Below are 24,845 nucleotides of genomic sequence, written 5' to 3' on the forward strand. Positions count from 1 at the left end.
CCGCCACGGCATCCCGGCCGATCCGCTAAGGTAAGGCTTAGTTAGGTAACCCTTACCGCTAGATCGGTGTGCCGCGCGGCTGCGGTGCACCTCGGCAGATATCTCGATGTCGAGATAACTCTAGTACATGGGGCCGGGATGGTCATGCCCGGCCTCTCCATGAAGTTGCCCACGGGCCCTTTGCATGGTCATGCGACATCATGCATACTCTTCCTATGTCCAAGGTCCTCACCTCCCTGCCCACCGGCGAGCGCGTCGGCATCGCCTTCTCCGGCGGTCTCGACACCTCGGTCGCGGTCGCCTGGATGCGCGACAAGGGCGCCGTCCCGTGCACCTACACCGCCGACATCGGCCAGTACGACGAGCCCGACATCGCGTCCGTGCCCGGCCGCGCGAAGAGCTACGGCGCCGAGGTCGCGCGCCTGGTCGACTGCCGTGCCGCGCTGGTCGAGGAGGGCCTGGCGGCGCTGACCTGCGGTGCGTTCCACATCCGCTCCGGCGGGCGGGCGTACTTCAACACCACGCCGCTCGGCCGCGCGGTCACCGGCACGCTGCTGGTGCGGGCGATGCTCGACGACGACGTCCAGATCTGGGGCGACGGCTCGACCTTCAAGGGCAACGACATCGAGCGGTTCTACCGCTACGGCCTGCTCGCCAACCCGAACCTGCGGATCTACAAGCCCTGGCTGGACGCGGACTTCGTGACCGAACTCGGCGGCCGCAAGGAGATGTCCGAGTGGCTGGTCGCGCACGGGCTGCCCTACCGGGACTCCACCGAGAAGGCGTACTCCACCGACGCCAACATCTGGGGCGCCACCCACGAGGCCAAGACGCTGGAACACCTGGACACGGGTGTCGAGACCGTCGAGCCGATCATGGGCGTGAAGTTCTGGGACCCGTCCGTCGAGATCCCCGCCGAGGACGTGACCATCGGCTTCGAGCAGGGCCGCCCCGTCACCGTCAACGGCAAGGAGTTCGCCTCCCCCGTCGACCTGGTGATGGAGGCCAACGCCATCGGCGGCCGGCACGGGCTCGGCATGTCCGACCAGATCGAGAACCGGATCATCGAGGCCAAGAGCCGCGGCATCTACGAGGCGCCGGGCATGGCCCTGCTGCACGCCGCCTACGAGCGCCTGGTCAACGCGATCCACAACGAGGACACCCTCGCCCAGTACCACAACGAGGGCCGCCGGCTCGGCCGGCTGATGTACGAGGGCCGCTGGCTGGACCCGCAGGCGCTGATGATCCGCGAGTCGCTCCAGCGCTGGGTCGGCGCCGCCGTCACCGGCGAGGTGACCCTGCGGCTGCGGCGCGGCGAGGACTACTCGGTCCTCGACACGGCCGGCCCGGCGTTCAGCTACCACCCGGACAAGCTGTCCATGGAGCGCACCGAGGACTCGGCGTTCGGCCCGGTCGACCGGATCGGCCAGCTCACCATGCGCAACCTCGACATCGCCGACTCCCGCGCCAAGCTGGAGCAGTACGCGGGCCTCGGCCTGATCGGCACCGGCAGCCCCACCATCGGCGCCTCGCAGGCCGCCGCCACCGGGCTGATCGGCACCATGCCGGAGCTGCCGCAGGGCGGTGCGGAGGCCATCGCCTCGCGCGGCGAGGTGTCCGAGGAGGACGCGCTGCTGGACCGCGCGGCGATGGAGGCCGGCACGGACTGACCGGCCGGGAGGACGGACCCGCCGAGGGGCCGGCGCGACACCGCGGGGTGTCGCGCCGGCCCCTCGGTTTTCGACGTGCCATCAGTTCGCGGACTCGGGGTAAGCGGGGAACACGTACTCGACTCCGAAGGGAGAGCACCGTGCCTCTCACGTTCCGCAAGAGCTTCCGGATCCTTCCGGGCGTACGGCTGAACATCAACCGGCGCTCCTGGTCCATCACCACGGGCGGCGGCAAGAACGGTCCCCGCTACACGCACAGCAGCACCGGACGTCGTACGACATCGATGGATTTGCCCGGACCTTTCGGCTGGCGTCGGACTCGTTCCGGCAAGCGGCGTTGATGCCCCGTCACCCGAATGGACCCCCCTGGGAGGTGCCATCTCATATCTGAGATAGCCTCAGCCTCATGGCAGACGACTACCTCGTACGTATCGGCAAGCTCATCCGTGACGCCCGGCAACACCGCGGCTGGACACAGACGCAGCTTGCCGAGGCGCTCGGCACCTCCCAGAGCGCCGTCAATCGCATCGAGCGCGGCAACCAGAACATCAGCCTTGAGATGATCGCCCGAATCGGTGAAGCCCTCGACAGCGAGATCGTGTCGCTGGGGTACGCCGGGCCGATGCATCTGCGGGTCGTCGGCGGGCGTCGGCTGTCCGGCGCCATCGACGTGAAGACGAGCAAGAACGCCTGTGTCGCCCTGCTGTGCGCCTCTCTGCTCAACAAGGGGCGCACGGTTCTGCGCCGGGTCGCCCGCATCGAAGAGGTCTACCGCCTGCTGGAGGTCCTCAACTCCATCGGCGTGCGCACCCGTTGGGTCAACGACGGCGTCGACCTGGAGATCGTGCCGCCGGCCCGGCTGGACATGGCGGCGATCGACGCGGAGGCCGCCGTGCGCACCCGCTCGATCATCATGTTCCTCGGCCCGCTGCTGCACCGCGAGGCCCACTTCAAACTGCCCTACGCCGGCGGCTGCGACCTCGGCACGCGGACCATCGAGCCGCACATGATCGCGCTGCGCCGCTTCGGACTCGACGTCGCGGCGACCGAGGGGCAGTACCACGCGGTGGTGGACCGGGGCGTACGGCCGGACCGCCCGATCGTGCTGACCGAGCGCGGCGACACCGTGACCGAGAACGCGCTGCTGGCCGCCGCGCGCCACGACGGCGTCACCGTCATCCGCAACGCGTCCTCCAACTACATGGTGCAGGACCTGTGCTTCTTCCTCGAGGCGCTCGGTGTGCGGGTCGAGGGCATCGGGACGACGACGCTCACGGTGCACGGCGTGCCGGCCATCGACGTGGACGTCGACTACTCCCCCTCCGAGGACCCGGTCGAGGCGATGAGCCTGCTGGCCGCCGCCGTGGTGACGGAGTCGGAGCTGACGGTGCGCCGGGTGCCGATCGAGTTCCTGGAGATCGAGCTGGCGGTCCTGGAGGAGATGGGCCTCGACCACGACCGCACCCCGGAGTACTTCGCGGACAACGGCCGTACGCGGCTGGTGGATCTGACGGTCCGCCCCTCCAAGCTGGAGGCGCCGATCGACAAGATCCACCCGATGCCGTTCCCCGGCCTGAACATCGACAACGTGCCGTTCTTCGCCGCGATCGCGGCCGTCGCGTCGGGCAAGACCCTGATCCACGACTGGGTCTACGACAACCGCGCGATCTATCTGACCGACCTCAACCGCCTCGGCGGCAGGCTCCAGTTGCTGGACCCGCACCGCGTCCTGGTCGAGGGCCCGACCCGCTGGCGCGCCGCCGAGATGATGTGCCCGCCGGCCCTGCGCCCCGCGGTGGTCGTCCTCCTGGCGATGATGGCGGCGGACGGCACGTCGGTCCTGCGCAACGTGTACGTCATCAACCGGGGGTACGAGGACCTCGCGGAGCGGCTGAACTCGATCGGAGCGCAGATCGAGATCTTCCGGGACATTTGATATGAGGATGCCGCCGCACCCCGTCTGATCTGCTACTTAGCGGGTCAGGGCGGGGTGCGGCCGCCGATCCGGCCACGAGCCTCCAGCAGCAGCGGGTTAAGCCCCTTGGCCCGCCGTCCCGTTCGACATTCTCACCCCGCGCCTCAGTGACCAGCGGGTAGGCAGATCACGGTGGAGGCCGCAGTGCACGAAATCCGAGGAGACGTTGTCGCCCAGAGTGATGCGTGTGCAGCAGTCCCAACCTTCGGTGTCGGTCGTTTGCGAGGCTTCGCCGATCAAGGACTCGCCCGATCCTCGATCACTCCTCGGCGGTCAGCCCTCACAGTGGACCGGAGGCCAGGACTCTGGTGGCGAAGTTCGCCAGCTGTGCCCGCATTCTTTCCCGCGGAATGTGCCCTTCTCCGGCCAGGTGCTCGACGAGGTCGGCTCGTGTGGCGGCGAGCAGGGCGTGGGCGGTGAAATCGCAGTCGGTCAGGCCCGGGATCTGCTCCAGTACCGCGCGGAGCAGGCTGTGCCACCGCTCGTAGTGCTCCGCCTGGTACGGACTGTTGCCCCCGCCTTCCTCCAAGGCCAGCGCGAGGCGCCGGTTGTCGAGTTTGAAGCACAGGACGGCATCGAGCAGGGCGGGTACGCGATCCCGCGGCGGGGCCGTGGGCCCCAGGGGCGGTGGGCCGGTCTCGACGGCTTGTCTGATCGGTTCGAGCCGTGCGGCGTACAGAGCGCGGAGCAGCCCGGCGCGGTCGCCGAAGGCCCGGAAGAGCGTGCCCTTGCCGACGCCGGCCGCTGCCGCCACGTCGGCCATGGTGACGTCCTCGGGACTCTCGCGGCGAGCGAAGAGCGCATCGGCGGCCGTGAGCACGGCCTCCCGGTTGCGGACGGCGTCCTTGCGAGACGACTGGCGTTCGGGCATGCCGGTCCTTCCACTTGAAAAACGGACCCGTAGTCCATATCGTCGATACGGACCCAGGGTCCGGATTCTACGACTGGAGGATACCCATGCCCGAACCGACTTCACCCGCCGAGGACGTCTACCGCCACGGCCTGCGGCTCATGCTGGACAAGGACATTCCCGCCTGGGTGGATCTGTGGGCCGAGAACGGCGTCATGGAGTTCCCCTTCGCCCCCGACGGCTGGCCCAGGCGCCTGGAGAACCGGGAGGCCGTCGCCGCGTATATGCGCCACTACCCGGACCACATCGACCTGCAAGAGTTCCCCGAGCTGCGAGTTCACCAGACCACCGACCCCGAGACCATCGTGGTCGAGATGCGCGGCATCGGCCGCCTGGTGGAGACCGGGCGCCCCTTCGACATGACCTACATCGCCGTCGTCACGGTCCGGAACGGGCACTTCACGTCCTATCGCGACTACTGGAACCCACTTCAACTCCTAGAACCGGGCGCCGACTTCACCGGGAGCAGCCGTTGACCACCACCGGCACCACTCTGGTCATCGGTGCCACCGGCACCACCGGAAGCCGCACCGCCGCACAGCTGACGGCCGCGGGGCACCGCGTCAAAGCCGCCAGCCGCCGGGCCACCCCGGTCGCCGGCGCCGAGCCGGCCCCCTTCGACTGGTACGACCCCGCCACCCACGCGGCCGCCCTCGACGGCGTCGACCGCGTCTACCTCATACCGCCCCTGGGCGACTCCGACCCCGCAGCGACCATGCTGCCGTTCCTCCATCAAGCCCGCACCGCCGGCGTGCACCGCGCGGTGCTGCTGAGCTCCTCGGCCATCCCCGAGGGCGGCCCGGCGGTGGGAACGGTGCACCAGGCCCTGCCCGATCTCTTCACGCAGTGGGCGGTACTGCGGCCCTCGTGGTTCATGCAGAACTTCACCGGCACGCACGCGCACGCTCGCAGCATCCGGAACGAGGGCATCATCTGGACCGCCACTGCGAGCGGTCGGGTCGGCTTCGTCGACGCCGCTGACATCGCGGCCGTCGCCGTGCGCGCTCTGACCGACGAGCAAGCCCCCAACACCGATCTCGTCCTCACCGGACCCGAGGCACTCAGCCACGACGACGTCGCCGCGGTCATCACCGAGGCCACCGGTCGGCCCGTGGTCCACCGCCGTCTGTCCTACGAGCAGATGCGCGACCGCCTCACGACGCAGGTGCCGGTGGAGTTCGCCGCCATGCTGGCCGGCATGGACCGTGCCATCGCCGAAGGCGTGGAGGACCGCATCACCGACACCGTCCAGCGCCTCACCGGTCGGCCCCCGCGCACCTTCCGAGCCCTCCTTGAGAGGGAGACGCGATCCAGCGGATGATGTCCGGGGCGATCAGCAGTTCCGTTTGAGACCCCTGCGACGTCACGTCTGTGGCCAACGCCCTCCTCGCCAGAGCAGGTGGCAGAGCACCGGCAGCATCGCGATCCGGCCGCCTCCGCCCCGGACGACAACGGCCGCGGCCTCGGCGAACACCTCCAGCAGCCGCCCGGCCGTCTCCTGCCGCCAGCAGCGAGGATGGCCGTAGCCCCACAGCCAGCGCAGGTTCGCCGGTAGAACGGGGCTGATCACACCCACTCGCCTGACCTCGCCGTTTCGGTTGGGAACGGCGGGGTTAGCTCTGTCTGCGGGGAGGCCGCGTCGAAGGTCTGCGGCGTAGACGTGGCGATGCTGCCGGGGTAGAGCTGGGCGCCTCCCTGACCGATCGATCACACGGTGAACGTGGGAACCATCCGCGGTCGCCCTCCTGTTGGACAGCCGGTTCAGCGGTGGGCAGGTCCGTTGCCGATTGAGGACCGTGGGATGGGGCGGAGGCCCCGTAGTAGTCGCGGGCGTGACGACCTGCCGTGGGGGCCGTGAGAGACGGCCGCAGGGCGAAGGAGGCCAGCAAGTCAGCAGTCGATGCTGCTGGCACATCGGGAGGTTTTCGCTGGTGAATACCGACGAACTGGAGCACGCCGTATACATGGCGGAGCGACGGGTACTGAATATCCAGACCAAGCTGCACCGTTGAGCCCGTGATGATTCCCATCGCAGGTTCGACGACCTCTACAACCTCGTTGCCGATCCCGGCTTCCTTTTGGCGGCCTGGGATCGGTTGAGGGGTAACAAGGGTGCCCGCACGGCTGGAGTGGACGGGCGCACGGCCCGTTCCGTTGAAGCCGGGCAGGGCGTCGGGGATTTTCTCGACGGACTGCGGTCGCAGTTGAGGCACCGCAGTTTTCGCCCGCTACCGGTGCGGGAACGGATGATCCCGAAGACGGGCGGGAAGCTCCGCCGCCTGGGGATCGCGACCATCACCGACCGGGTGGTCCAGGAATCCTTGAAAAACAGTCGGCTCGAAGCTACTGCTCCTCGCTGAAGATCTGGCAACGCCCTGATCAGGGGCATGTCTTCACTGCTCAGGCATCGAGTGCACGGCTTTGAGGAGAAAGTCTTTATGTGCCACTTCTGTGTCAGGAGAACCGAGAAACCTTAACGTCAAGAGCTGCATCGTCTCGTATCGCAAGCGTTACGGAACTGACGTCGTCGGCCGGTCCAAGGGGACGGGAGTTGCCGAGGCAGTTGTGGAAGCCTGACCGTCCTGGCGCTCCGTAGGATCTGCCCCCACATTACGGTCCGCGTCACTTCGGGACGGGGTGGTGGACGGTCGGACGTCAGACTGGGAATCGCTACCATTTACGCCGAGTCCGATGGCCAGCGCACAAGTGACAAGCACGGTCACGGCTGCTCCAATCACGAGCTGAATTCGCGCTCGCGACATCTTTGAAGGTTGCGCAACTTTTTTCGTCTGCGCGGTGTCATCCGCCTCCGAAAGGTGCGACTACGAGCGCGCTACCGGTAGTTCGCCCAACCCGGCGGTAGCGGGGTTGACGCACGCAGGTCGACACTCGGCGGCTGGACCTGATGCGGACCGACCCCGCGCCGGCACCGCACGAGGGCGGGGTGCTGGTCATCGACGACTGCGGGAACCGCGAGGGACGACACGGCCACCGCTCACGCGGGCAGCGGCCGGGGAGGCCGGGTAAGTGCGTTGCGGCAAAGGGAGTCCCTGTTCGATGAGCAGGGGCTTCTTCGTGTGCGGGGCATGATCGCGGAGGGATGGGGCAGGCAGCGGACGGCTTGTTGCGGGTCGAGGAGGGCGCGATGCCGTCGACGCGCTGCGCCGCGCCCCGCATCGACAGGGCGTCCACACCCTCCTCGTCCACGATCCGCCCACGGCTCGTGCGCACCGCTGCCGGTCCCGGCGTGTCCTGAATGGGCCCGTGGGCGAAGCCCCGCCCCGAAGCCGCCCGGCGCGGCGTTCCCTGTTCGTACAGCCGCTTCGGAGAGGGTGGCCGGGGCGGTCCGTGCCGGCCCGGCGGCCGGGAAGGCATCGGGCTGCTGAGCGGTCACGGGCCCGCCCACCTCCCGCAACCCCGTCACGGCCGCGGCGCCGGGTCCGCCGTACGGAGCGCCCGTCCGGCCGGCCCGCGCCGTGCCGCACCCGCCCCGGCGGGGCATGCGCGGCACGGCCGTCCCCGGTGCCGCGGCAGTCAGCCCCCGCCGGTCGCGTATTGGAACACCTCTTGACACCTCTGATTCAAGCCACCTACGTTAAAGACTAGTCGTCTAGACATTTTATTCCTGTCGGGGTCCCCCACGGAGGTGACGATGAACTCGCAGACACCGCAGCTGAAGGAAGCCCGCTACGAGCTGGTCGAGGTGCCGGAGCCCATGGGACCGGTCGCGGTCACCGTGGACCGGCGCAAAGTGCTCGACTACGCCTTCAGCGAGGACGATTTCGGGGCCTGGTACTTCGGGAGGTCGCCGTTCGGCGGCCCGGTGGGCCACCCCCTGGTCCTCGCCAACGACCTGCTGTTCCTCTTCTACGAGAACTACGACGGCAACACCGCCCAGGGCCTGCACACGCACGAGCACCTGACCTTCCACTCCCCCGTGGAGGTGGGCGAGACGGTCACCGTCTCGGGCGGCTACACGGAGAAGTACGAGCGCCGCGGCCAGGGCTATGTCGTCCTGGAGGCGGAGGCCCGCGGCGCCGACGGACGGCTGCTGGTGCGGCACGTCGGCAAGGAGATCATGCGGACGGTCGCCGGTGAGGTCACCGGGCAGAACCGTACGGCGGGCCAGACCCGCTCCCGCACGGTGGCCGGCACCTGCGACCCGGCCCTGCCGCCCCTGGAGCGGGCCCGGCTCGACGCGCCCGAGCGGTCCGCGCTGCCCCGGCGCACCACGTCCTTCACCCAGGACCAGATGTCCGTCTTCTCCTGGGCCGGGCGCGGCTACGCCAATGTGCACACCCACCAGGAGAAGGCCGCCGCCGCGGGCCTCGACCGCACGATCGTCCAGGCCCAGCAGCAGACCGGACTCATCGTCGCGAACCTCGTCGACGTCTTCGGCAAGTCGTTCTTCACCTCCGGCGAGGTGGACCTCCGGTTCGTCTCACCGGCCTTCGTGAACGACGAGCTGACCACCGGCGGTGCCGTCGTCGGCGCCGAGGGCGACCGCCTGCTCCTGGAGGTCTGGGTCGACAAGGCCGACGGCACTCGCACGGCGCTCGGCTGGGCCTCGGCACGCGTCGACGACGATCCGGAGCGCCCCGCCCGCCTGATCTGACCCCTCCGCCCACCGTCCTGAGATCGACAACGGAGTCATCCATGACGCATCCAGACACCGCACCTCACAGCACGGCAGAGGACCGGACCGTCCTCGCCAGACGCGCCGCCATCGCCAGCCTCGTCGGCACGGCCGTCGAGTGGTACGACTACTTCATCTTCAGCACCGCGTCGGCCCTGGTCTTCGGCCAGTTGTTCTTCCCGAACGAGAACGACCCGATCATGGGCACCCTGTCGGCGTTCGCCGTCTTCGGCGTCGGCTTCTTCGCCCGCCCCGTCGGCGGCATCGTCTTCGGGCACTTCGGTGACAAGGTGGGCCGCAAGGCGGCCCTGGTCACCACGCTCATGCTGATGGGCGGCTCCACCTTCCTCATCGGCCTGATCCCCACCACCGACCAGATCGGCATCTGGGCGCCGATCCTCCTCGTGCTGCTGCGCCTCGTCCAGGGCTTCGGGGTCGGCGGCGAGTGGGGCGGGGCCGCCCTGGTCGCGGTGGAGTACGCGCCGCAGCACAAACGCGGCGCCTACGGCAGCTTCCCGCAGATCGGCAACGCGGTGGGGCTCGTGATGTCGACAGGCATCTTCGCGCTGGTCTCCGCGCTCCCCGACAAGCAGTTCCTCAGCTGGGGCTGGCGGCTGCCGTTCCTGCTCAGCGCCCTGCTGATCGTCGTGGGCCTGTTCATCCGGGTCAAGCTCACCGAGACGCCGACCTTCCAGGCCGCGCAGGAGCGGCTGGAGCGGAACACCACCGAGCAGGTCAAGGAGCGGATGCCGATCGCGGAACTGTTCAAGCGGTTCAAACGGCCCCTGCTGCTCGCCATGGGCATGCGCCTGGGCGAGGCGGTGTTCGGCTACATCCTCCTCACCATCGGCCTGACCTTCGCCGCGAACTACACCGACATCCCGCGCACCCACGTCCTGGTGGCGAGCAGTGTCGCCGCCGCGGCCGCCATATACACCTACTACTTCTTCGGCAAGCTCTCCGACCGGATCGGCCGGCGCGCGGTCTTCATCCTGGGATCGGTCGTCGGAATCGTCGTCACGTTCCCCTTCTTCTGGATCCTCGACGCCAACGCCCTGGTGCTGACCTATGTCATCTACACGGTGGCGTACGCGATCGGCGTGGGCGCGCTCTACGGCGTCGAACCGGCCTTCTTCGCCGAGCTGTTCAGCACCAAGGTGCGCTACACCGGCCTGTCGCTGTCCGCGCAGATCCCGAGCGTGCTGATCGGCCTGTGGCCGCTCGCCTCGACCGCGCTGCTGGCCGCGACCGACGGCGACCCCTGGCCCATCGCGCTCATCACCATCGGCTGCCTGCTGATCGGCCTGGTCTGCGCGTGGCTGGCCCCCGAGACCAACAAGACCGACATGACCCGCGTCGGCACCGAACCGGAGGAGGCACGATGACCGACTCGTCCACCCGTTCCCGGCGGGACCTCACCGACCCGCTGCGCGCCCTGCACACCGACGACCTCGAAGCGGGCCTGAAGGAGCCGGAGTTCGGGAACCTGGAGATCCCCGAGGATCTGGGCACCGTCCAGGTCGTGCTCGACGACCACAAGATCAAGCGGTACGCCTTCACCCACGACGACCACCACCCCTGGGCGCTCGCCGGGAGCCCCTTCTTCGACGGGGCCCGGGTCGGGCAGGCGGCACTCCTCGGCAACGACCTGGTCCAGTTGTTCACCCTCGTGTACGCGGGCAGCAGGGTCGTCGGCTACCACACCGAGGAGCAGATGTGGTTCGACAGCCCGGCGGCGCTGGACGAGGTCGTCACCCTGCACGGCACCTACACCGAGGCGTACGAGCGCCGCGGCGAGGGCTATGTCGTCATGGAGGCCACGGCCACCGGCGCCGACGGACGCAGCGTGGTGCGCCACCGCGGCGTGGAGATCCTCAAGACGAACCCGGGCGCCATCGGCGGGCGCGGCTCGGCCGCTCCGGAGCGCCGGGTGAGCGGTGAGGTCCCGGCCGGGGCGCGGTTCACGGACGCGCTCGGCCCGGACGTGCGCGCCGGCGACGCGCTCGAACCGCTGGGCAAGACGGTCACCGCCGAACAGGCCGCCGTGTTCAGCCGTATCGGCGAATACGTCCGCAACATCCACAACGACATCGACCTGGCCCGCGCGGGCGGTCTGCGGGTGCCGATCGTCCAGGGCCAGCAGCAGTTCGGCGTCCTGGCGCAGCTGCTCACGCTGCGCTGCGGCCCGGCCTTCCTGACCTCCGGGTGGCTGCGGGTGAAGTTCCTCGCCCCGCTGGACGTGTTCGAGCCGTTCACCTCGAACGGGATCGTCACCGCGGTCACCCCGGTCGACGGCGGCCTCCGCGTCGACCTGGAGGTGTGGATCCGCCGCGACCGCGACCGGCGGCTGATGACGGCCGGCTGGGCCGCGGTCACCCTGCCGGCCTCCTGACCCCTCGCACCACCACCTCACCGACAGACACAGAAAGCGGATTTTCGCTCATGAGCACTCCCAAGACCGGTGGCCGGCTCGTCGTCGACATGCTGACGTCCCTGGGCGTCGAGTACGTCTTCGGCGTCGTCGGCGGTCAGACCCTCGCCATCACCGACGCCCTCATCGACACCCCCGGCATCGAGCTGGTGCACACCCGGCACGAGAACGCCGCCGCGGTGATGATGGACGCCTACGGACGGCTCACCGGCCGGCCCGCCGCCTGCATCTCCACCACCGGCCCCGGCGCCACCAACCTGCTCACCGGCGTCGGCGGCGCCTACCGCGACTCCAGTCCCGGCTTCGTCATCACCTGCAACAACAACGGCGAGAACATCCACAAGGACGACGCGCAGAACGCCGACCACGTCGAGCTGGTCAAGCCGCTGGTGAAGTGGTCCCGGCTGGTCGCGCACGGCTCCTCGGTGAAGCAGGCGATGGAGGAGGCGTACGTCAACTGCCTCACCGGCAATCCCGGCCCGGTCCACCTCGACTTCGCCCGCGACACCATAGAGGGCCTGATCGAGAACCCGCCGCAGGTGCCCGCCGTGCACCCCAGCCGCGCCTGGGTGACCGAGCGGCCGTCCGCGAACCCCGTCGCGCTTACCCGGGTCGCCGAGCGGGTGCTGCGCGCCGAACGGCCGGTGATCTGGCTGGGCAACGGGGGCAATCGGGCCCGCGCCGCCGAGGACGTGCTGGCGCTCGCCGACGCCCTCGGCATCCCGGTCGTCACCACCTTCAACGGCATCGGCTCGGTGCCGACCACGCACCCGCTGGTGTTCGGCGCCGTCACCCGCATGGGCACCGCGCTGGCCGGCGACGTCCTCGCCGACGCCGACCTGGTGCTCGCGCTCGGCAACAGCCTCAACGCCGTCTCCACCACCCGCTGGCGGCGCGCGCTGCCCGAGATCGTGCAGGTCGACGTCGAACCCGCGATGATCGGGCGCTACTACTCCGAGATCACCCAGGGCGTGGTGAGCGACCTCGGTTCCTTCGCCCGCGCCCTGGTCACGGCGACCGCCGGACACGCGGAGGCGGCGCGGGCCGGGCGCGCGCAGTGGATCGCGGCGCTGGACAAGGCCCGCACCGCGTGGTGGCAGGGCACGGACGTGGCCGACCCCGGCGCCGAGGGACCGCTCTCCCCCGCCGACGTCGTCCGTTCGCTGCGCGAGGTGGCGCCCGAGGACACCCTGCTGATCCCCGACGCCGGCAACCCGGGCGTCTGGTCGTTCCTGTGGGAGATCCAGCGGCCGAACAGCTACATCAAGCCCGTCGGCTTCGGCAACATGGGCTTCGCGCTGCCCTCCGCGATCGCCGCCTCCCTGATCGACCCGGAGCGCCCGGTGCTCGCGCTGATCGGGGACGGTTCCCTCGGCATGAGCCTGGGCGAGCTGGAGACGCTGGCCCGGGTCGGCGGCAACGTGTGCGTCGTCGTCCTCAACGACTCCAGCTACGGCAACATCCGCCAGGAGCAGGAGCTGCACTTCGAGGGGCGCACCACCGGCGTCGACTTCGGCCCCGTGGACTTCGGCATGGCGGCCCGCGCCATGGGGGTGCCGGGCGAGGTCGTCACCGGGCTGTCCGCGCTGCGCGAACGCGTCGCCGACGCCTTCGCGGCCGGCGGCCCGGTCGTCCTGGACGTGCCGATCGACCGTGAGGTCAACGCCTGGACGTTCCCGGCGTTCACCGGCGGCGCGAAGTAGCAGACCGGGCAGCAGACCGGAAACCATCAGCAGGAGGCGACGACGACGATGCCGAACACGACCAACGCACCCCTGGACGGCGTGAAGGTGCTCGACCTGTCCCGGTTCATCGCGGGGCCGCTGTGCGCGCAGATCCTGGGCGACTTCGGCGCCGAGGTGGTGAAGGTGGAACGGCCCGGCGGCGAGGACTCCCGCCACCACGGGCCGTACCACCGGGACGAGAGCATCTACATGTTCCTGTACCACCGGAACAAGTACGACGCCTCCCTGGACACCCGGCACCCGGAGGCGCTCGGCATCCTGGAGCGGCTGATCGAGTGGGCCGACGTGGTGGTGGAGAACTACCGGCCCGGCACCATCGAGAAGATGGGCATCGGCTACGCGCGCATGAAGGAGCTGAACCCGGACATCATCCTGGTGTCCGTCTCCGGCTTCGGGCAGACCGGCCCCGACTCCCGGCGGGCGCTCTTCGACGCGATCTCGCAGGCGTCGTCGGGGCTGATGGACATGACCGGCGAGCCCGGCGGCAAGCCCACGCTCAGCGGTACCTACATCGCGGACTACACCACGGGCTACCAGAGCGCGATCGGGGCGCTGACGGCGATCCTGCACCGGGAGCGCACCGGCGAGGGGCAGCTCGTGGACGTCGCGTCCTTCGACACGATGTTCTCCGCGCTCGGCATCCGGCTGATGTCCCAGCTGATGCTCGGCCAGGACATGCCCCGCAGCGGCTCCCGGGACCTGCTGACCGCTCCGGTCAACGTCTACGAGTCCGCCGACGGCCCGGTCTACATCCAGGCCGGCACGGCCTCGCTGTTCCCGAAGCTGTGCGCGGTCATGGACCGGCCCGACCTGGCGGGCGACCCGCGCTTCGGCACGGTCGAGGGGCGGATGACGCACCAGGACTTCCTGGAGGGCGAGATCGGCGCCTGGGCGGCGGGGCGCACCACCCGGGAGATCGGGGAGGTGCTCGACGCGGCGGGCGTGCCCTACGCCAAGGTCGCCTCCGTGGCGGAGGTCGCCGAGTCACCGCAGATCGCCGCCCGCGACATGATCGTCGAGGCGGAGCATCCCGAACTCGGTACGATCCGGATGCCGGGCAACCCCGTCAAGATGGAGAAGACCCCGCCCACCGTCCGCAAGGCCCCGCCGAGGGCCGGCGAGGACAACGCGTACGTGTACCAGGAGATCCTGGGCATGTCCGCGCAGGACCTGGACCGGCTGCGGAAGTCAGGAGCGATCTGAATCATGTCGCGTGCACCCAGGTATCAGGTGATCTACGACGACCTCGTGTCCCAGATCCGCTCCGGCAGCCTGGCGCCGGGCACCCGGCTGCCCGGCGAGACCGATCTGGCCCGCCAGTACGGCGTGAGCAGGATGACGGTGCGCCAGGCGCTGGATCTGCTCGACGCGGAGCGGTGCGTGGTACGGCGGCAGGGCAGCGGCACCTTCGTCAACGACCACACCGAACGGGGACGGCGGCTCAACCGGCTGCGCTCCTTCGCCGACGAGGTGGAGGGCGACGGCGGCCAGTCGTCGCGGGTGATCCGCTGTGAGACCGCGCCGGCGCCCGCCGAGGTGGCCGAGGCGCTCGGCGTCGGCGCGGGCGACACGGTCAACCGGCTCACCCGGGTCCGTCTCATCGGCGGTACCCCCGCCGCGCTGCAGGATGCCTGGGTGCCCTACTCGGTGGCGCCGTCCCTGTCCCGGGAGCCGCTTCTCGACGGCTCCCTCTACCGCACGCTGACGGAACGCTTCGGGGTGGAACTGCGCCACGCCGACCAGTCGATGGCGGCCGCCCTGCTCACCGACGAACAGGCGGAGCTGCTGGCCACGGCGCCGGGCGGGGCCGCTCTTGAGGTGCGCCGCACCACCTACGGGTCACGGGGTGAGACCGTCGAGTTCACCACGAGCTGGACGCTGCCCGCCTTCCCGTTCCTGCTGCGGATCGACGCCGAATGAGCGGGCACGTCGTCGCGGTGGACGTCGGCACCTCCGCCGTCCGTGCCGCGCTCGTGGACGCCGGCGGCCGGATCGTCGCCCAGCGGCGCATCGGCCGCGGCGGCGGGCTGGGAGGTGACACCTTCGACGCGGCGGCGCTGGAGAAGGACGTGCGGGCAGCGCTCGCGGGCGTGTCCGGCGGCCCCGAGCCCTCGGCGCTGGCGATCGCCGCGCACATCGGAACCGTCGCCGTCGGCCCCGGTCTCGACCCCGTCGGCCCCGGCGGCGGCTGGGCCGACACGACGGGGGTGGACCGGCTGGCCGCTCTCGGCGACACCGCGGTACGGCGGCTGCTGCGCACGGCGGGCCGGCCGGCCCTGACCGGCGGCGCACTGGCACGTCTTCTGGACCTGGCGGCACGGTCGGCGCCCGGAGTGCGCGCCGTGCTGTCCCCGAAGGACTTCCTGCTCGCCCGGCTCACCGGCCGGCTCACCTCGGACACCGTCAGCGCCGCCTACACCCTCGCCTCCGACGTGCGCCGCCGCGCCTGGAACCTCGACGTGCTCGCCGCGGCGGGGCTCGACCCGGCGCTGCTGCCGCCGCAGGCCGAACCCGCGTCCGTGATCGGGACGCTCACCGCGGAGGCGGCGGCCGCGACGGGACTGCCCGCCGGGCTCGCGGTCGCCGCGGGCGGCCCGGACGGTTCCGTGGGCATGGGACTGCTGCTCGGCGCGGACGAGGACCTGATCGCCGATGTGGCGGGCACCACCGACGTCGTCGGCCGGCTGCTGCCGGTCGACGGGACCCTGCCGGACGGCGCGGTGCTCAACCCGGCCGTGCTGCCCGGCCGGTTCGTCGCCGGCGGGGCGACGGGCCTCACCGGCGGGGCCGTCGCCCGGTGGCGCGCCCTGGTCGGCGCCGTCGACGACGACCGGCTGGCCGCGCTGCCCCCCGGCGCGCACGGCCTGACCGTGCTGCCGGCCATGACCGGCGCACGCTTCCCCGACTGGCGGCCCGCCGCCCGGGGCGCGGTCCTCGGCCAACGCCCCGAACACGACGCCGCGTGCCTGCTGCGCGCGGCCCAGGAGGCGGCGTCCTTCACGGTCCGCGAGGGTCTGGACCGGCTGGACCCCACGGGCACCCTGCCGGTCGCCTTCGCCGGCGGCTCCTCCCGCAGCGCCCACGTGGCCCGGCTCCGCGCCGACGTCTTCGACCGCCCGCTCCTGGTCTCGCCCCAGCCGGACATCACCCTGCTCGGCGCCGCGGCCCTGGCCTTCCTCGCCTCCGGCGCCGACGACGACCTGACCACCCTGCGCACCCGCCTCGTCGGTCGCCTCCACCGGATCGACCCCGACCCCGTCCGCGCGGCCCGGTACGCACGCCTCCACACCCGGTGGCGGGAACTGCGGGACACCGTTGACGCGACCGCGACCGCGACCTCAGCCGGACCTGGCCCGGGGTGAGAGGCGGGCGGGGGCCGGATCGAGGGTGAGGGCGCACCAACTCGGGGTACCAACTCGCCACCGTCCAAACTGCGTTCGGCCTTTAGCGGCCCGGCACTCCGACGTTGCCGTCGTCCGGCCCTCGGCCGTGGCACCGGCCCTGCGACGCACCCCCGGGCATCGAAAACCGGCCATGTGCTGACCGGGATTGGCCGCCCGCCAAATCAATCACTTGATTTAATCCGCCGGTTGCGGTGTGCTGAGGCGAGACGGTTCTCCCACTCCCCACGGCTGGAGCGACCATGACCGCCGCCGCCCCCGGATCGCGCCCCGGTACACGCTCGGCCGCCACCCGTGCGGCGATCCTCGCGGCCGCCGAACGGCTCTACGCCGAACACGGCCTGGCCGCCGTCTCCAACCGGCAGATCAGCGAGGCCGCGGGGCAGGGCAACGTCACCGCCGTCAACTACCACTTCGGTACGCGGCTGGACCTCGTGCGCGCCGTGATGGCCCGCCACGGTGAACCGGTCGATCTGCTGCGCGGCCGCTACGCCGCCCGGGTCGAGGACCCCTCCGATCTGCGGGCGTGGGTGCGCTGCCTGGTCGGACCGGCGACCGAGTACCTGGCCGGGCTGGGGGTTCCCTCCTGGCAGGCCAGATGCGCCGTCCAGGTGCTCACCGACCCGACGGCGCGCAACCTCGTGGCGGAGGACTCCCTGGCCCGTCCCGCCCTGGCCACCGTGATGCGCGGTCTGGAGCAGGGCCTGGCGTGGCTTCCGCCCGGGGTCCGCCGAAGACGCGGCGCCATGGCACGCAATCTCCTCACCCACACCTGTGCCGAGCGGGAACGGGCCCTGGCCACGGACACGGCCCTGCCCTACGAGTCCTGGTCGGACACTGCCGACGAGTTGGAGGACGCCCTCTACGGGCTCCTCACGGCTCCGGTCACCCACCACCCCCACACCAGGGAAGCGCCATGAAGATCATCGTTGACGAAGAGAAATGCTGCGGCGCCGGCCAGTGCGTGCTGATCGCCCCCGACGTCTTCGACCAGCGCGACGACGACGGCATCGTCGTCCTGCTGGACGCTCGGCCACCGGTCGTCCGGCACGACGCGGTCCGCGAGTGCGCGGCCGTCTGCCCGGGGGCCGCCATCTCGCTGGACGAGGACGCGTGAAGCACACCCTTCCGGATCACGTCCTCGTGGTCGGCGCGTCGGCGGCCGGCCTCAGCACCGCGGAGGCACTGCGCCGCAAGGGGTTCGGCGGCCGGCTGACTCTCCTGGGGGCCGAGACCGCTCTGCCGTACGACCGGCCGCCGTTGTCGAAGCAGATCCTCTCCGGGATCTGGGAACCCACCCGGGCGCAACTGCGCGCGAAGGAGGCGCTGGACGCGCTGGACGCCGAGTTCCTCCTGGGGGACGCGGCCACGGCGCTCGATGCCGGACGCCGTACCGTCCGTACCGCCTCGGGCGGGTCGGTGACGGCCGACGCCGTCGTCGTGGCCACGGGTGTCAGCCCCCGTGCGCTGCCCGGTCAGGACGGTCTGAGAGGCGTGCACAGGTTACGTGCCGTCTCCGACGCCGTCGCTCTGCGTACCGCGCTGCTCGGAGCCAGGCGCCTGGTCGTCGTGGGCGACGGTGTGCTCGGCGCGGAGACGGCGGCCACCGCACGCCAGATGGGGCTGGACGTCTGCCTGCTCGGCCCGCAACCGGCGCCGTTGACGGCTCAGTTGGGGCCGTACGTGGCCGAGTGCCTCGCGGACCTGCACCGGCAGCACGGCGTCGCCCTGCGCGGCGGGGCGCTGGTCGACCGGCTGCTCTCGCGCGACGGAACGGTCACGGGCGTCAGGCTCGCCGACGGGGAGGAACTGGCCGCCGACGTGGTCGTGACGGCGGTGGGCAGCGCCCCCGCGACCGACTGGCTCCGGGACAGCGGCCTCGTCCTGGACGACGGGGTCGTCTGCGACGAGCGCAGCCGCGCGGACGAGGGAATCTGGGCCGTCGGGGACGTGGCCCGCTGGCGCCACCAGGGGCTGGGCCGGACGCTCCGGCTGGAGAACCGCACCAACGCCACCGAACAGGCGCTGGCCGTGGCCGGGAACATCCTCGGCGAGGACCGCCCCTACGTGCCGGTTCCGTACTTCTGGACCGACCAGTTCGACGTCCGCATCCAGGCGTTCGGTCTGCCGTCGCCCGACGCGAGGACCGTGCTCGTCGAAGGCGATCCGGCGGAGGGGCGGTTCGTGGTCCGCCACGACGGCCCGCACGGCCCCGTCTGCGTCCTCGGCTGGAGGATGCCCAAGCAGACCCGGCTGCACAGGGCGAGCGTCGTCGACCACTACACCCGGCCGTCACGGCGGACCACTCCGTCCGCGGGCATGTCCTCCGCGTAGGCCGTTGCGCGGGCACGCACGCGACGCGCGGCGTCCCGCCCGCTCTGCTCGACGCCTGGACACCACCGGCAGGGTGGCCGTCGAGCACACCCTCACCCCCCGCCCCCATTCCCCCTTCTCCTCTCGCAGCCACGCCCATGGAGGACTCGCCATGACGACACACCACGAGACCGCCGCGGACATCCCCGACTTCCCGGCGCCGCGTTCCCCGGCCTGCCCCTTCGACCCCTCACCGGAACTGCGCGCGCTGAGCGAACACGGCCCCCTCACCCGCGTCCGTTCCTGGGGCGGCACCACGCCCTGGGCGGTGACGGGGCACGCGGAACAGAAGGCACTCCTGTCCGACGCCCGGTTGAGCGTCGACTTCGCCCTGCCCGGTTTCCCCAGCCCCGTCGACCCTCGGCACAGCCGCAGGCAGAGTGCGGGCGACCTGAGCTTCGTGGGCATGGACGATCCGGAGCACACCCGGCTGCGCCGCATGGTCAGCGGCGCCTTCACCATCAAACGCGTCGAGGCCATGCGCGCGTCGATCCAGCGGATGACCGACGCCTTCATCGACGACATCCTGGCGGGCCCCAAGCCCGTCGACCTCGTGCAGGCCCTGGCGCTGCCCCTGCCCTCCCTGGTCATCTCGGACCTGCTCGGCGTCCCCTACCAGGACCACGACTTCTTCCAGACGAACAGCAAGACCCTGGTGTCGGCCGTGACCACCGGCGAGCAGCGGCAGGCCGCCCACGCGGCACTGGCGCAGTACCTCGACGACCTGATCGGGAAGAAGATCACCGCGCCGGGCGAGGACCTGCTGTCCAAACTGGGCCGGCATGTCACAGAAGGCGAACTGACCCGCCGCGGTGCGGCCACCATGGGTGTCCTGCTGCTGCTCGGCGGCCACGAGACGACCGCCAACATGATCAGCCTGGGCACCCTGCTGCTGCTCCGGGACCCCGGCCAGGCCGCCGTCATCCGCCACGCCGAGAACCAGCAGGCCGTCGTCAACGCCGTCGAAGAACTGCTCCGCTACCTCAGCATCGTCCATCTCGGACGCCGCCGAACCGCCCTGGAGGACATCGAGATCGGCGGGCAGACCATCCGGGCCGGCGAAGGCGTCATCCTCCTCGGCGAACTCGCCAACCGCGACCCCGACGTCTTCGAGAACCCCGACCGGCTCGACCTCACCCGCGATTCCCGCCTGCACCAGGCCTTCGGAAGCGGCATCCACCACTGTGTGGGCCAGCCGCTGGCACGCCTCGAACTCCAGATCCTCTATCCCACCCTGCTGCGCCGGATTCCCACCCTGCGCGCCGCCGTCCCACTGGAGGAGACCCGCTTCAAGTACGACGCGGTGATCTACGGCCTGCACGAACTCCCCGTGACCTGGTAGCCCCTCGGCCTCGGTGGCGCCCGCCCCCGGGCGCCGCCGTCACGTCCGCCGGACTCCTTCAGGCGTTGTCCACGAACCGCACGCACGACCGCCGGCCTTCGCTGCCGACCGCGAACTTGCCGGTCGGGCCGGTGCGGAGACTGGTGCCGCCCTCGTTGATCATCGTGACCTCGTGGAGTACCGATGTCGCCTCGGCCTGTGGGGTGGAGAACACGGCTGTGGGGCTGTGCGGCAGGAATCCCCCGTTGACGCTCAGTAGGTGCTGGTAGTTCTGCTCTGTCGCTTCCCCCGGCTCCCCTGCCCGTGTTCGAGCGCCGACGCCGCCTGGCCGGTCAGTGTGGTGGTCAGCCACCGCATGAACGCGTCGTACTCGGCCGCCACACTCCACCGAAGCATCGCGCCGTCGTCGCTGGCGGTGGTCCGTCCGATGTCGTCCATGGCGATGCGGATGCGGTCGGAATCGACGAACGGAAGGTCCAGGGCCGCAGAGAGGGTCAGCGCGTCATGCTGCATGCTGCCGGGGTAGAAGCGGCTGAACCACGCGTCGAGGTGGGCGCAGAGAAGCGAGGCCCAGGCGGGTGCGTCGGACGCGGTCAGCCAGGCGTACAGAGGGGTGTCCGCCGTCACCTCGATCTGCGGGGTGAAGGTGACTTCGGAGGCGACGAATCCGGGTGTGTGCAGGCGCCCCGCGGCGACCGCGTCAAGCACGCGCCCCGCGGCGGTCACGTCCAGCCGGATGTTGTGCTCGGCGCTTTCGGGGTTGCGGTAGCGCAGGGCGCCGCCCATCTGCGTCACGCGGAGCCGGGTCGCGGCCTCCGGCGCTTCCGTGACGACCCGTGCCAGATTCGACAAGGGCGCCATCCCCACCCATCGCACGGGTCCGGGCACGGCGGCAAGGACGTCGAGCACCGCGCCGACGACGTCGGTACCTTGGGCCGGCACGGTCGGCGGAATCAGTTCCTCTACGACGAGGTACGGGGTGGGCGCGAGTTCGGCGCCGGCGACCGTCAGTACGTCGGACCGGCCCATGAGATCGAGAAGGTGGCGTGCGAACCGTGCGCGCTGTCCGCGCGATTCGTCCCCGGTGAGGACGAGTTTCAGATCGCCGGTGCAGCGTGCCGCGGCGGCCAGGGCGTCATCCGCGTCGCCACCGATGTCGGTGTCGATGATGAGTGGTGTGCCGCGCAGGTCTTCCGGCCGGGGATGCGAGCGCAGGGCGTCGGCAGTCCGGGCCGGGCCGCTGCCGGGAACCGCCTCGCCCGGGGCCGTCATCGCCTGTCAGTGCCGGCGCGGGTCGCCGGCCGTCGAGGTGGCGGCGTCTCCCCTGTGGGGAGGCCCTGGTACATCACGGTGAGAGCCCCTCCCTCCGCCGGAACCGCCCGGGTACCGTCACCCGTGGCCGCCGTCGCTTCGACTCCGTCCATCCGCCGCCCCTCTCTCCAGGAACTCGGGTCTCTCCAGGAACTCGGGCCCATTCGCCCGGAACTCAGCATGACGGCCGGGCAGGACACACCGTCAACTCCTCGCACGCGTAAGCTGATTCAACGTAACGGGACGCGGCACTCGCACACATCCAAGAGCCCGTACACCGCCCACGCGACGCCCCGCCCGCTCACGCCACCCGCTCACGCAACCCGCGTTCGCCACTCAGCGTCACGGACGGCAGAGCGCACCGTCCACTCTTTGTGCCCGTACGCCGACTCCGCGTACGGGGCGCCGTACTCGCTCTCAGCCGCGCGCGACCGCCGCGCCGGCTCCGGCGCCGGGAACCCCGCCGCCGCCCAGCCGGTTCTCCCCACCGGCACCTTCGCGCGGTCGTTTCCGACGCCATTCGTCCAGCCTGCTCCCTGTGTGCCTGCTCCGCCGGTTCTGCCGCTTTCCTCCGCTTTCCTCGGAGGCCGGCCGGGCTCCGGCGGGTGAGGCACCCCAAGGTTCGGTGCGGGGGAGGTCACGACTGGGTCATGTGAGGGGCGGTGGCGTGATGATCCTCGCCGGACCTGCTTAGGGTGACCGGCGTGCAGGGTCGATTCGTCGGCGAGATCCGGTCGGGGACGGCCGGCCGCGGCGTCGACGTAGGGGACTCCGCGCGGACGGCACCACGGACGCCGCCGCTCCGGACGTGACAAAGGATTTCTGAACGTGACCGAGGGACAGCCCGACAGCTGCGATCTGCTCTGCCTGGACACGACGGTGGCGTCGGCACTGCGCTCCAGCATGCCCGCCGCGGGACGGACCGAGCTGGCAGCGGCGGCGGCCAAGGCGCTCGGCGACCCCACCCGGCTGGCGGTCGCCTCGGCGCTGGCGGTGGCAGGAGAGCTGTGCGTGTGCGATCTGGCATGGGTGATCGGCCAGGCCCAGAACCTCGTCTCGCACCATCTGCGCTACTTGCGCGCGGCGGGTCTGGCCACCTCCCGGCGGGCCGGCCGCCTGGCGATATACGCACTCACAGACCGCGGCCGTACCCTGACCCAAGCCGTACTCGGCTCCGAACCGGTGGCACACCGCGCCGCCGACCGCCTCTGACGGCACGCGGTACGTCCCCGGACCCCGTCCGGCACCGCCGTCGTCCCGGGGCCCCGGCCGGCGCCGGGGGCCCGGCCAGCCGTCCCCGCCCGTCCGTCCACCGCAGTCCTGGAGTCCACCACCATGACGGAAACGCACCCCGCACCGACCGACGTGTCCCCCGCCGCCCCGCGCCGCGGCGCAGGACGGCGCAGAATCGCCGCGCTGGCGCTGGCCGTGGCCGTCGCCGGGGGAGACCTCGGCGCCAAGGCGTGGGCCGAGAGGGCGCTGCCCGGTGACCCGATCCCCCTCGGCCTGCTGGAACTGCGCCTCGCCTACAACCCGGGCGTCGCCTTCTCCATGGGCGGGAACCTGCCCTCGTGGGTGGTGATAGCGGTCACCGGTGTCATCACCGCGTTCGTGGCGATCGTGGGATGGCGCCTGGCGCCCAAGTCGTGGGCGGCCGCGGGCGCCGCGGCCTTCATCCTGGGCGGCGCCGCCGCCAACCTGATCGACCGGGCCGGTGACGGCGTCGTGACCGACTACCTGCACACCGGCTGGTGGCCCACCTTCAACATGGCCGACGTCTTCATCGTGACCGGCGGAATCGCCGTCGCGATCCTGGCCTGGCGGTACCCGGACGAGGAGCCGGAGAAGGCCGAGAGCGCCGCCTGAGTCGGCATGAATTCCGCATTGGCTTTCTTCATATCAGAAGTGAATTTCCCCGGCTGAATCAGTTCCGCCTCTCCGGTTTTCCGCGACGTCTCCCCGGACATGCTCCGGCGGGAGGGCGGAGACGGGTCCGTCTCTCCGGAAAGAGCTTCAGGAGGTGGCGGGGGACGTGGAAATCCACGAAGAGGAATGTGGAGATCCTCATGAGGCCGAGGAATTCACCGAGCGGCCCGCGGGCGCGGCCCCATGGGGAGACGACCGGCCCTGGCTCACCCCGGACGAGGTCCGCAGCCAGGTGTTCACGACGGTGCGGCTCCGCGAGGGGTACGACCTGGGCGAGGTGGACGACTTCCTCGGTCGTGTGGAGCGGACGCTGAACGCCGTCCTCCAGGAGAACGCGACGCTGCGCGGACGGCGGGACGCCCCCGGGGCGGGCCCGCGGCAGGGCGGTGAGCCGCGTTCCGCGCGGGCGGAGCGGATCATCGCCCTCGCGCAGACCGTGGCCGACCAGGCGGTCATGGACGCCTACGCCCAGGCCGCACAGATCGTGGCCGACGCCGAGAGCCGCGCCGCGGAGATCGAACGGCGCGCCGCCGACGAGGCCGCGGGCATCCGCCTGCACGCCGACGGCCTGCACGTACACGCCCAGGAGTACCGCAACCAGCTCCGCTCGGGGCTGGAGATGCAGATCCGCTCCGCCGAGGAGCAACTGCGGCTGCTCGAAGGGGAGCCCGGCGGCGGCGCGTATCCCGCCATGGCGGGCGCCTCCTCCGTCCCCTCCCTGTCCCCGTCCCCCTCCCCGTGCCCCTCCGGCGCGGTGACGCGGCTGCGGCAAGGGCCCGTCGACTGGGGCGTCCGCCCGCGGCGTGAGGACTCGGGGATCGGTCCGCGACGCGACGGCATCAGCGTCGGTGCGCGGCTCGACGAGTACGGCGCCGCGGAGAACACGGCCTGAACACGGCTTGAGGGACGGCCCGAGGGACGGCCGCCGCCCTTTTCGATTTCGCATTCGTGCGGTTGCGCCGAGCTTTTGGCCGAGTTCCGCTTTCCGGCCGCGCCGTCCCCCTTTCCCGCGCCCGCAGGCGCGTTCTTCCGCATCGCCCTGTCTCCGGAAAGGGCGATGCGGGTACGCCGTGCGGCGGGGCGGCGCCTACGCCGCGTGGCGGGGCGGCGCCTACGCCGTGCGGC

General features: G+C 71.0%; 23 protein-coding genes. 19 read left to right on the forward strand and 4 right to left on the reverse strand.

Annotated features, from left to right (window positions below; all coding sequences use genetic code 11):
* Window positions 1-215 precede the first annotated feature (215 nt).
* The 3 genes from argG (at window position 216) to SZN_RS11155 (ending at window position 3,606) form a co-directional block, all read left to right on the forward strand.
* Window positions 216-1,670, forward strand: a complete 1,455-nt coding sequence (gene argG / locus SZN_RS11150; RefSeq protein WP_007494332.1) for an argininosuccinate synthase — start codon at window positions 216-218, stop codon at window positions 1,668-1,670.
* A 140-nt stretch (window positions 1,671-1,810) separates the two neighbouring features.
* Window positions 1,811-2,011, forward strand: a complete 201-nt coding sequence (locus SZN_RS38465) for a DUF4236 domain-containing protein (RefSeq protein ID WP_078508532.1) — start codon at window positions 1,811-1,813, stop codon at window positions 2,009-2,011.
* Window positions 2,012-2,076: 65 nt separating this feature from the next.
* Entirely contained in the window at window positions 2,077-3,606 is a 1,530-nt protein-coding gene (locus tag SZN_RS11155; RefSeq protein WP_007494334.1) for a helix-turn-helix domain-containing protein, read from the forward strand.
* 319 nt (window positions 3,607-3,925) lie between these two features.
* Here SZN_RS11155 and SZN_RS11160 read toward each other — a convergent pair whose 3' ends face one another.
* On the reverse strand, window positions 3,926-4,516 hold the full coding sequence (locus SZN_RS11160) for a TetR/AcrR family transcriptional regulator (protein WP_007494336.1): 591 nt from the start codon (window positions 4,514-4,516) through the stop codon (window positions 3,926-3,928).
* Between the two features lie 86 nt (window positions 4,517-4,602).
* On the opposite strand from SZN_RS11160, the gene SZN_RS11165 reads away from it, so the two are divergent.
* A complete protein-coding gene (locus SZN_RS11165) occupies window positions 4,603-5,031 on the forward strand; it encodes a nuclear transport factor 2 family protein (protein ID WP_007494338.1) in 429 nt (142 codons plus the stop codon).
* A complete protein-coding gene (locus tag SZN_RS11170; RefSeq protein WP_007494339.1) occupies window positions 5,028-5,876 on the forward strand; it encodes an NmrA family NAD(P)-binding protein in 849 nt (282 codons plus the stop codon). Before SZN_RS11165 ends, SZN_RS11170 begins: the two co-directional genes overlap by 4 nt.
* 42 nt (window positions 5,877-5,918) lie before the next feature.
* On the opposite strand, the gene SZN_RS11175 is transcribed toward SZN_RS11170, so the two are convergent.
* On the reverse strand, window positions 5,919-6,131 hold the full coding sequence (locus SZN_RS11175) for a hypothetical protein (protein WP_007494341.1): 213 nt from the start codon (window positions 6,129-6,131) through the stop codon (window positions 5,919-5,921).
* Window positions 6,132-8,207: 2,076 nt separating this feature from the next.
* On the opposite strand from SZN_RS11175, the gene SZN_RS11180 reads away from it, so the two are divergent.
* The 11 genes from SZN_RS11180 (at window position 8,208) to SZN_RS11230 (ending at window position 20,483) form a co-directional block, all read left to right on the forward strand.
* Window positions 8,208-9,170 carry a MaoC/PaaZ C-terminal domain-containing protein gene (locus SZN_RS11180; protein ID WP_007494343.1) on the forward strand — a complete coding sequence of 321 codons (963 nt, stop codon included), beginning with the start codon at window positions 8,208-8,210 and terminating at the stop codon, window positions 9,168-9,170.
* Window positions 9,171-9,211: 41 nt separating this feature from the next.
* Complete coding sequence (locus SZN_RS11185; protein ID WP_007494345.1) at window positions 9,212-10,576, forward strand: MFS transporter; 1,365 nt, start codon at window positions 9,212-9,214, stop codon at window positions 10,574-10,576.
* Complete coding sequence (locus tag SZN_RS11190) at window positions 10,573-11,583, forward strand: MaoC family dehydratase (RefSeq protein WP_007494348.1); 1,011 nt, start codon at window positions 10,573-10,575, stop codon at window positions 11,581-11,583. Before SZN_RS11185 ends, SZN_RS11190 begins: the two co-directional genes overlap by 4 nt.
* Window positions 11,584-11,633: 50 nt before the next feature.
* Window positions 11,634-13,325: a thiamine pyrophosphate-binding protein gene (locus tag SZN_RS11195; RefSeq protein WP_007494349.1), complete on the forward strand. Its 1,692-nt coding sequence runs from the start codon at window positions 11,634-11,636 to the stop codon at window positions 13,323-13,325.
* A gap of 48 nt (window positions 13,326-13,373) precedes the next feature.
* The gene (locus SZN_RS11200; RefSeq protein WP_007494351.1) at window positions 13,374-14,570 is read left to right on the forward strand and encodes a CaiB/BaiF CoA transferase family protein; all 1,197 of its coding nucleotides are present in this window, start codon (window positions 13,374-13,376) and stop codon (window positions 14,568-14,570) included.
* A 3-nt stretch (window positions 14,571-14,573) separates the two neighbouring features.
* Window positions 14,574-15,287, forward strand: a complete 714-nt coding sequence (locus SZN_RS11205; protein WP_043729983.1) for a GntR family transcriptional regulator — start codon at window positions 14,574-14,576, stop codon at window positions 15,285-15,287.
* A complete protein-coding gene (locus SZN_RS11210; protein ID WP_007494355.1) occupies window positions 15,284-16,729 on the forward strand; it encodes a xylulokinase in 1,446 nt (481 codons plus the stop codon). The genes SZN_RS11205 and SZN_RS11210 overlap by 4 nt, the downstream gene beginning before the upstream one ends.
* A gap of 281 nt (window positions 16,730-17,010) precedes the next feature.
* Window positions 17,011-17,688: a TetR family transcriptional regulator gene (locus SZN_RS11215; protein ID WP_007494357.1), complete on the forward strand. Its 678-nt coding sequence runs from the start codon at window positions 17,011-17,013 to the stop codon at window positions 17,686-17,688.
* Window positions 17,685-17,885 (forward strand): ferredoxin, encoded by a 201-nt coding sequence (locus tag SZN_RS11220; RefSeq protein ID WP_007494358.1) that lies wholly within the window; start codon window positions 17,685-17,687, stop codon window positions 17,883-17,885. Before SZN_RS11215 ends, SZN_RS11220 begins: the two co-directional genes overlap by 4 nt.
* Window positions 17,882-19,102 (forward strand): NAD(P)/FAD-dependent oxidoreductase, encoded by a 1,221-nt coding sequence (locus SZN_RS11225; protein ID WP_007494360.1) that lies wholly within the window; start codon window positions 17,882-17,884, stop codon window positions 19,100-19,102. The genes SZN_RS11220 and SZN_RS11225 overlap by 4 nt, the downstream gene beginning before the upstream one ends.
* 151 nt (window positions 19,103-19,253) lie before the next feature.
* Entirely contained in the window at window positions 19,254-20,483 is a 1,230-nt protein-coding gene (locus tag SZN_RS11230) for a cytochrome P450 (RefSeq protein ID WP_007494362.1), read from the forward strand.
* 58 nt (window positions 20,484-20,541) lie between these two features.
* Here the strand turns inward: SZN_RS11230 and SZN_RS41330 are convergent, their stop codons facing one another.
* Window positions 20,542-20,697 (reverse strand): hypothetical protein, encoded by a 156-nt coding sequence (locus tag SZN_RS41330; protein ID WP_167546299.1) that lies wholly within the window; start codon window positions 20,695-20,697, stop codon window positions 20,542-20,544.
* A 38-nt stretch (window positions 20,698-20,735) separates the two neighbouring features.
* Window positions 20,736-21,755, reverse strand: a complete 1,020-nt coding sequence (locus tag SZN_RS11235; protein WP_007494366.1) for a nucleoside hydrolase — start codon at window positions 21,753-21,755, stop codon at window positions 20,736-20,738.
* 867 nt (window positions 21,756-22,622) lie between these two features.
* On the opposite strand from SZN_RS11235, the gene SZN_RS11240 reads away from it, so the two are divergent.
* From SZN_RS11240 to SZN_RS11250, 3 genes are all read left to right on the forward strand, one after another.
* On the forward strand, window positions 22,623-23,006 hold the full coding sequence (locus tag SZN_RS11240; RefSeq protein WP_007494368.1) for an ArsR/SmtB family transcription factor: 384 nt from the start codon (window positions 22,623-22,625) through the stop codon (window positions 23,004-23,006).
* Window positions 23,007-23,129: 123 nt separating this feature from the next.
* Window positions 23,130-23,660: a signal peptidase II gene (locus SZN_RS11245; RefSeq protein ID WP_007494370.1), complete on the forward strand. Its 531-nt coding sequence runs from the start codon at window positions 23,130-23,132 to the stop codon at window positions 23,658-23,660.
* A 166-nt stretch (window positions 23,661-23,826) separates the two neighbouring features.
* The gene (locus SZN_RS11250) at window positions 23,827-24,612 is read left to right on the forward strand and encodes a DivIVA domain-containing protein (RefSeq protein ID WP_043729990.1); all 786 of its coding nucleotides are present in this window, start codon (window positions 23,827-23,829) and stop codon (window positions 24,610-24,612) included.
* The last annotated feature ends 233 nt before the right edge of the window (window positions 24,613-24,845 follow it).

It is taken from the genome of Streptomyces zinciresistens K42 (assembly GCF_000225525.1).
GTDB classification, from domain to species: Bacteria; Actinomycetota; Actinomycetes; order Streptomycetales; family Streptomycetaceae; genus Streptomyces; species Streptomyces zinciresistens.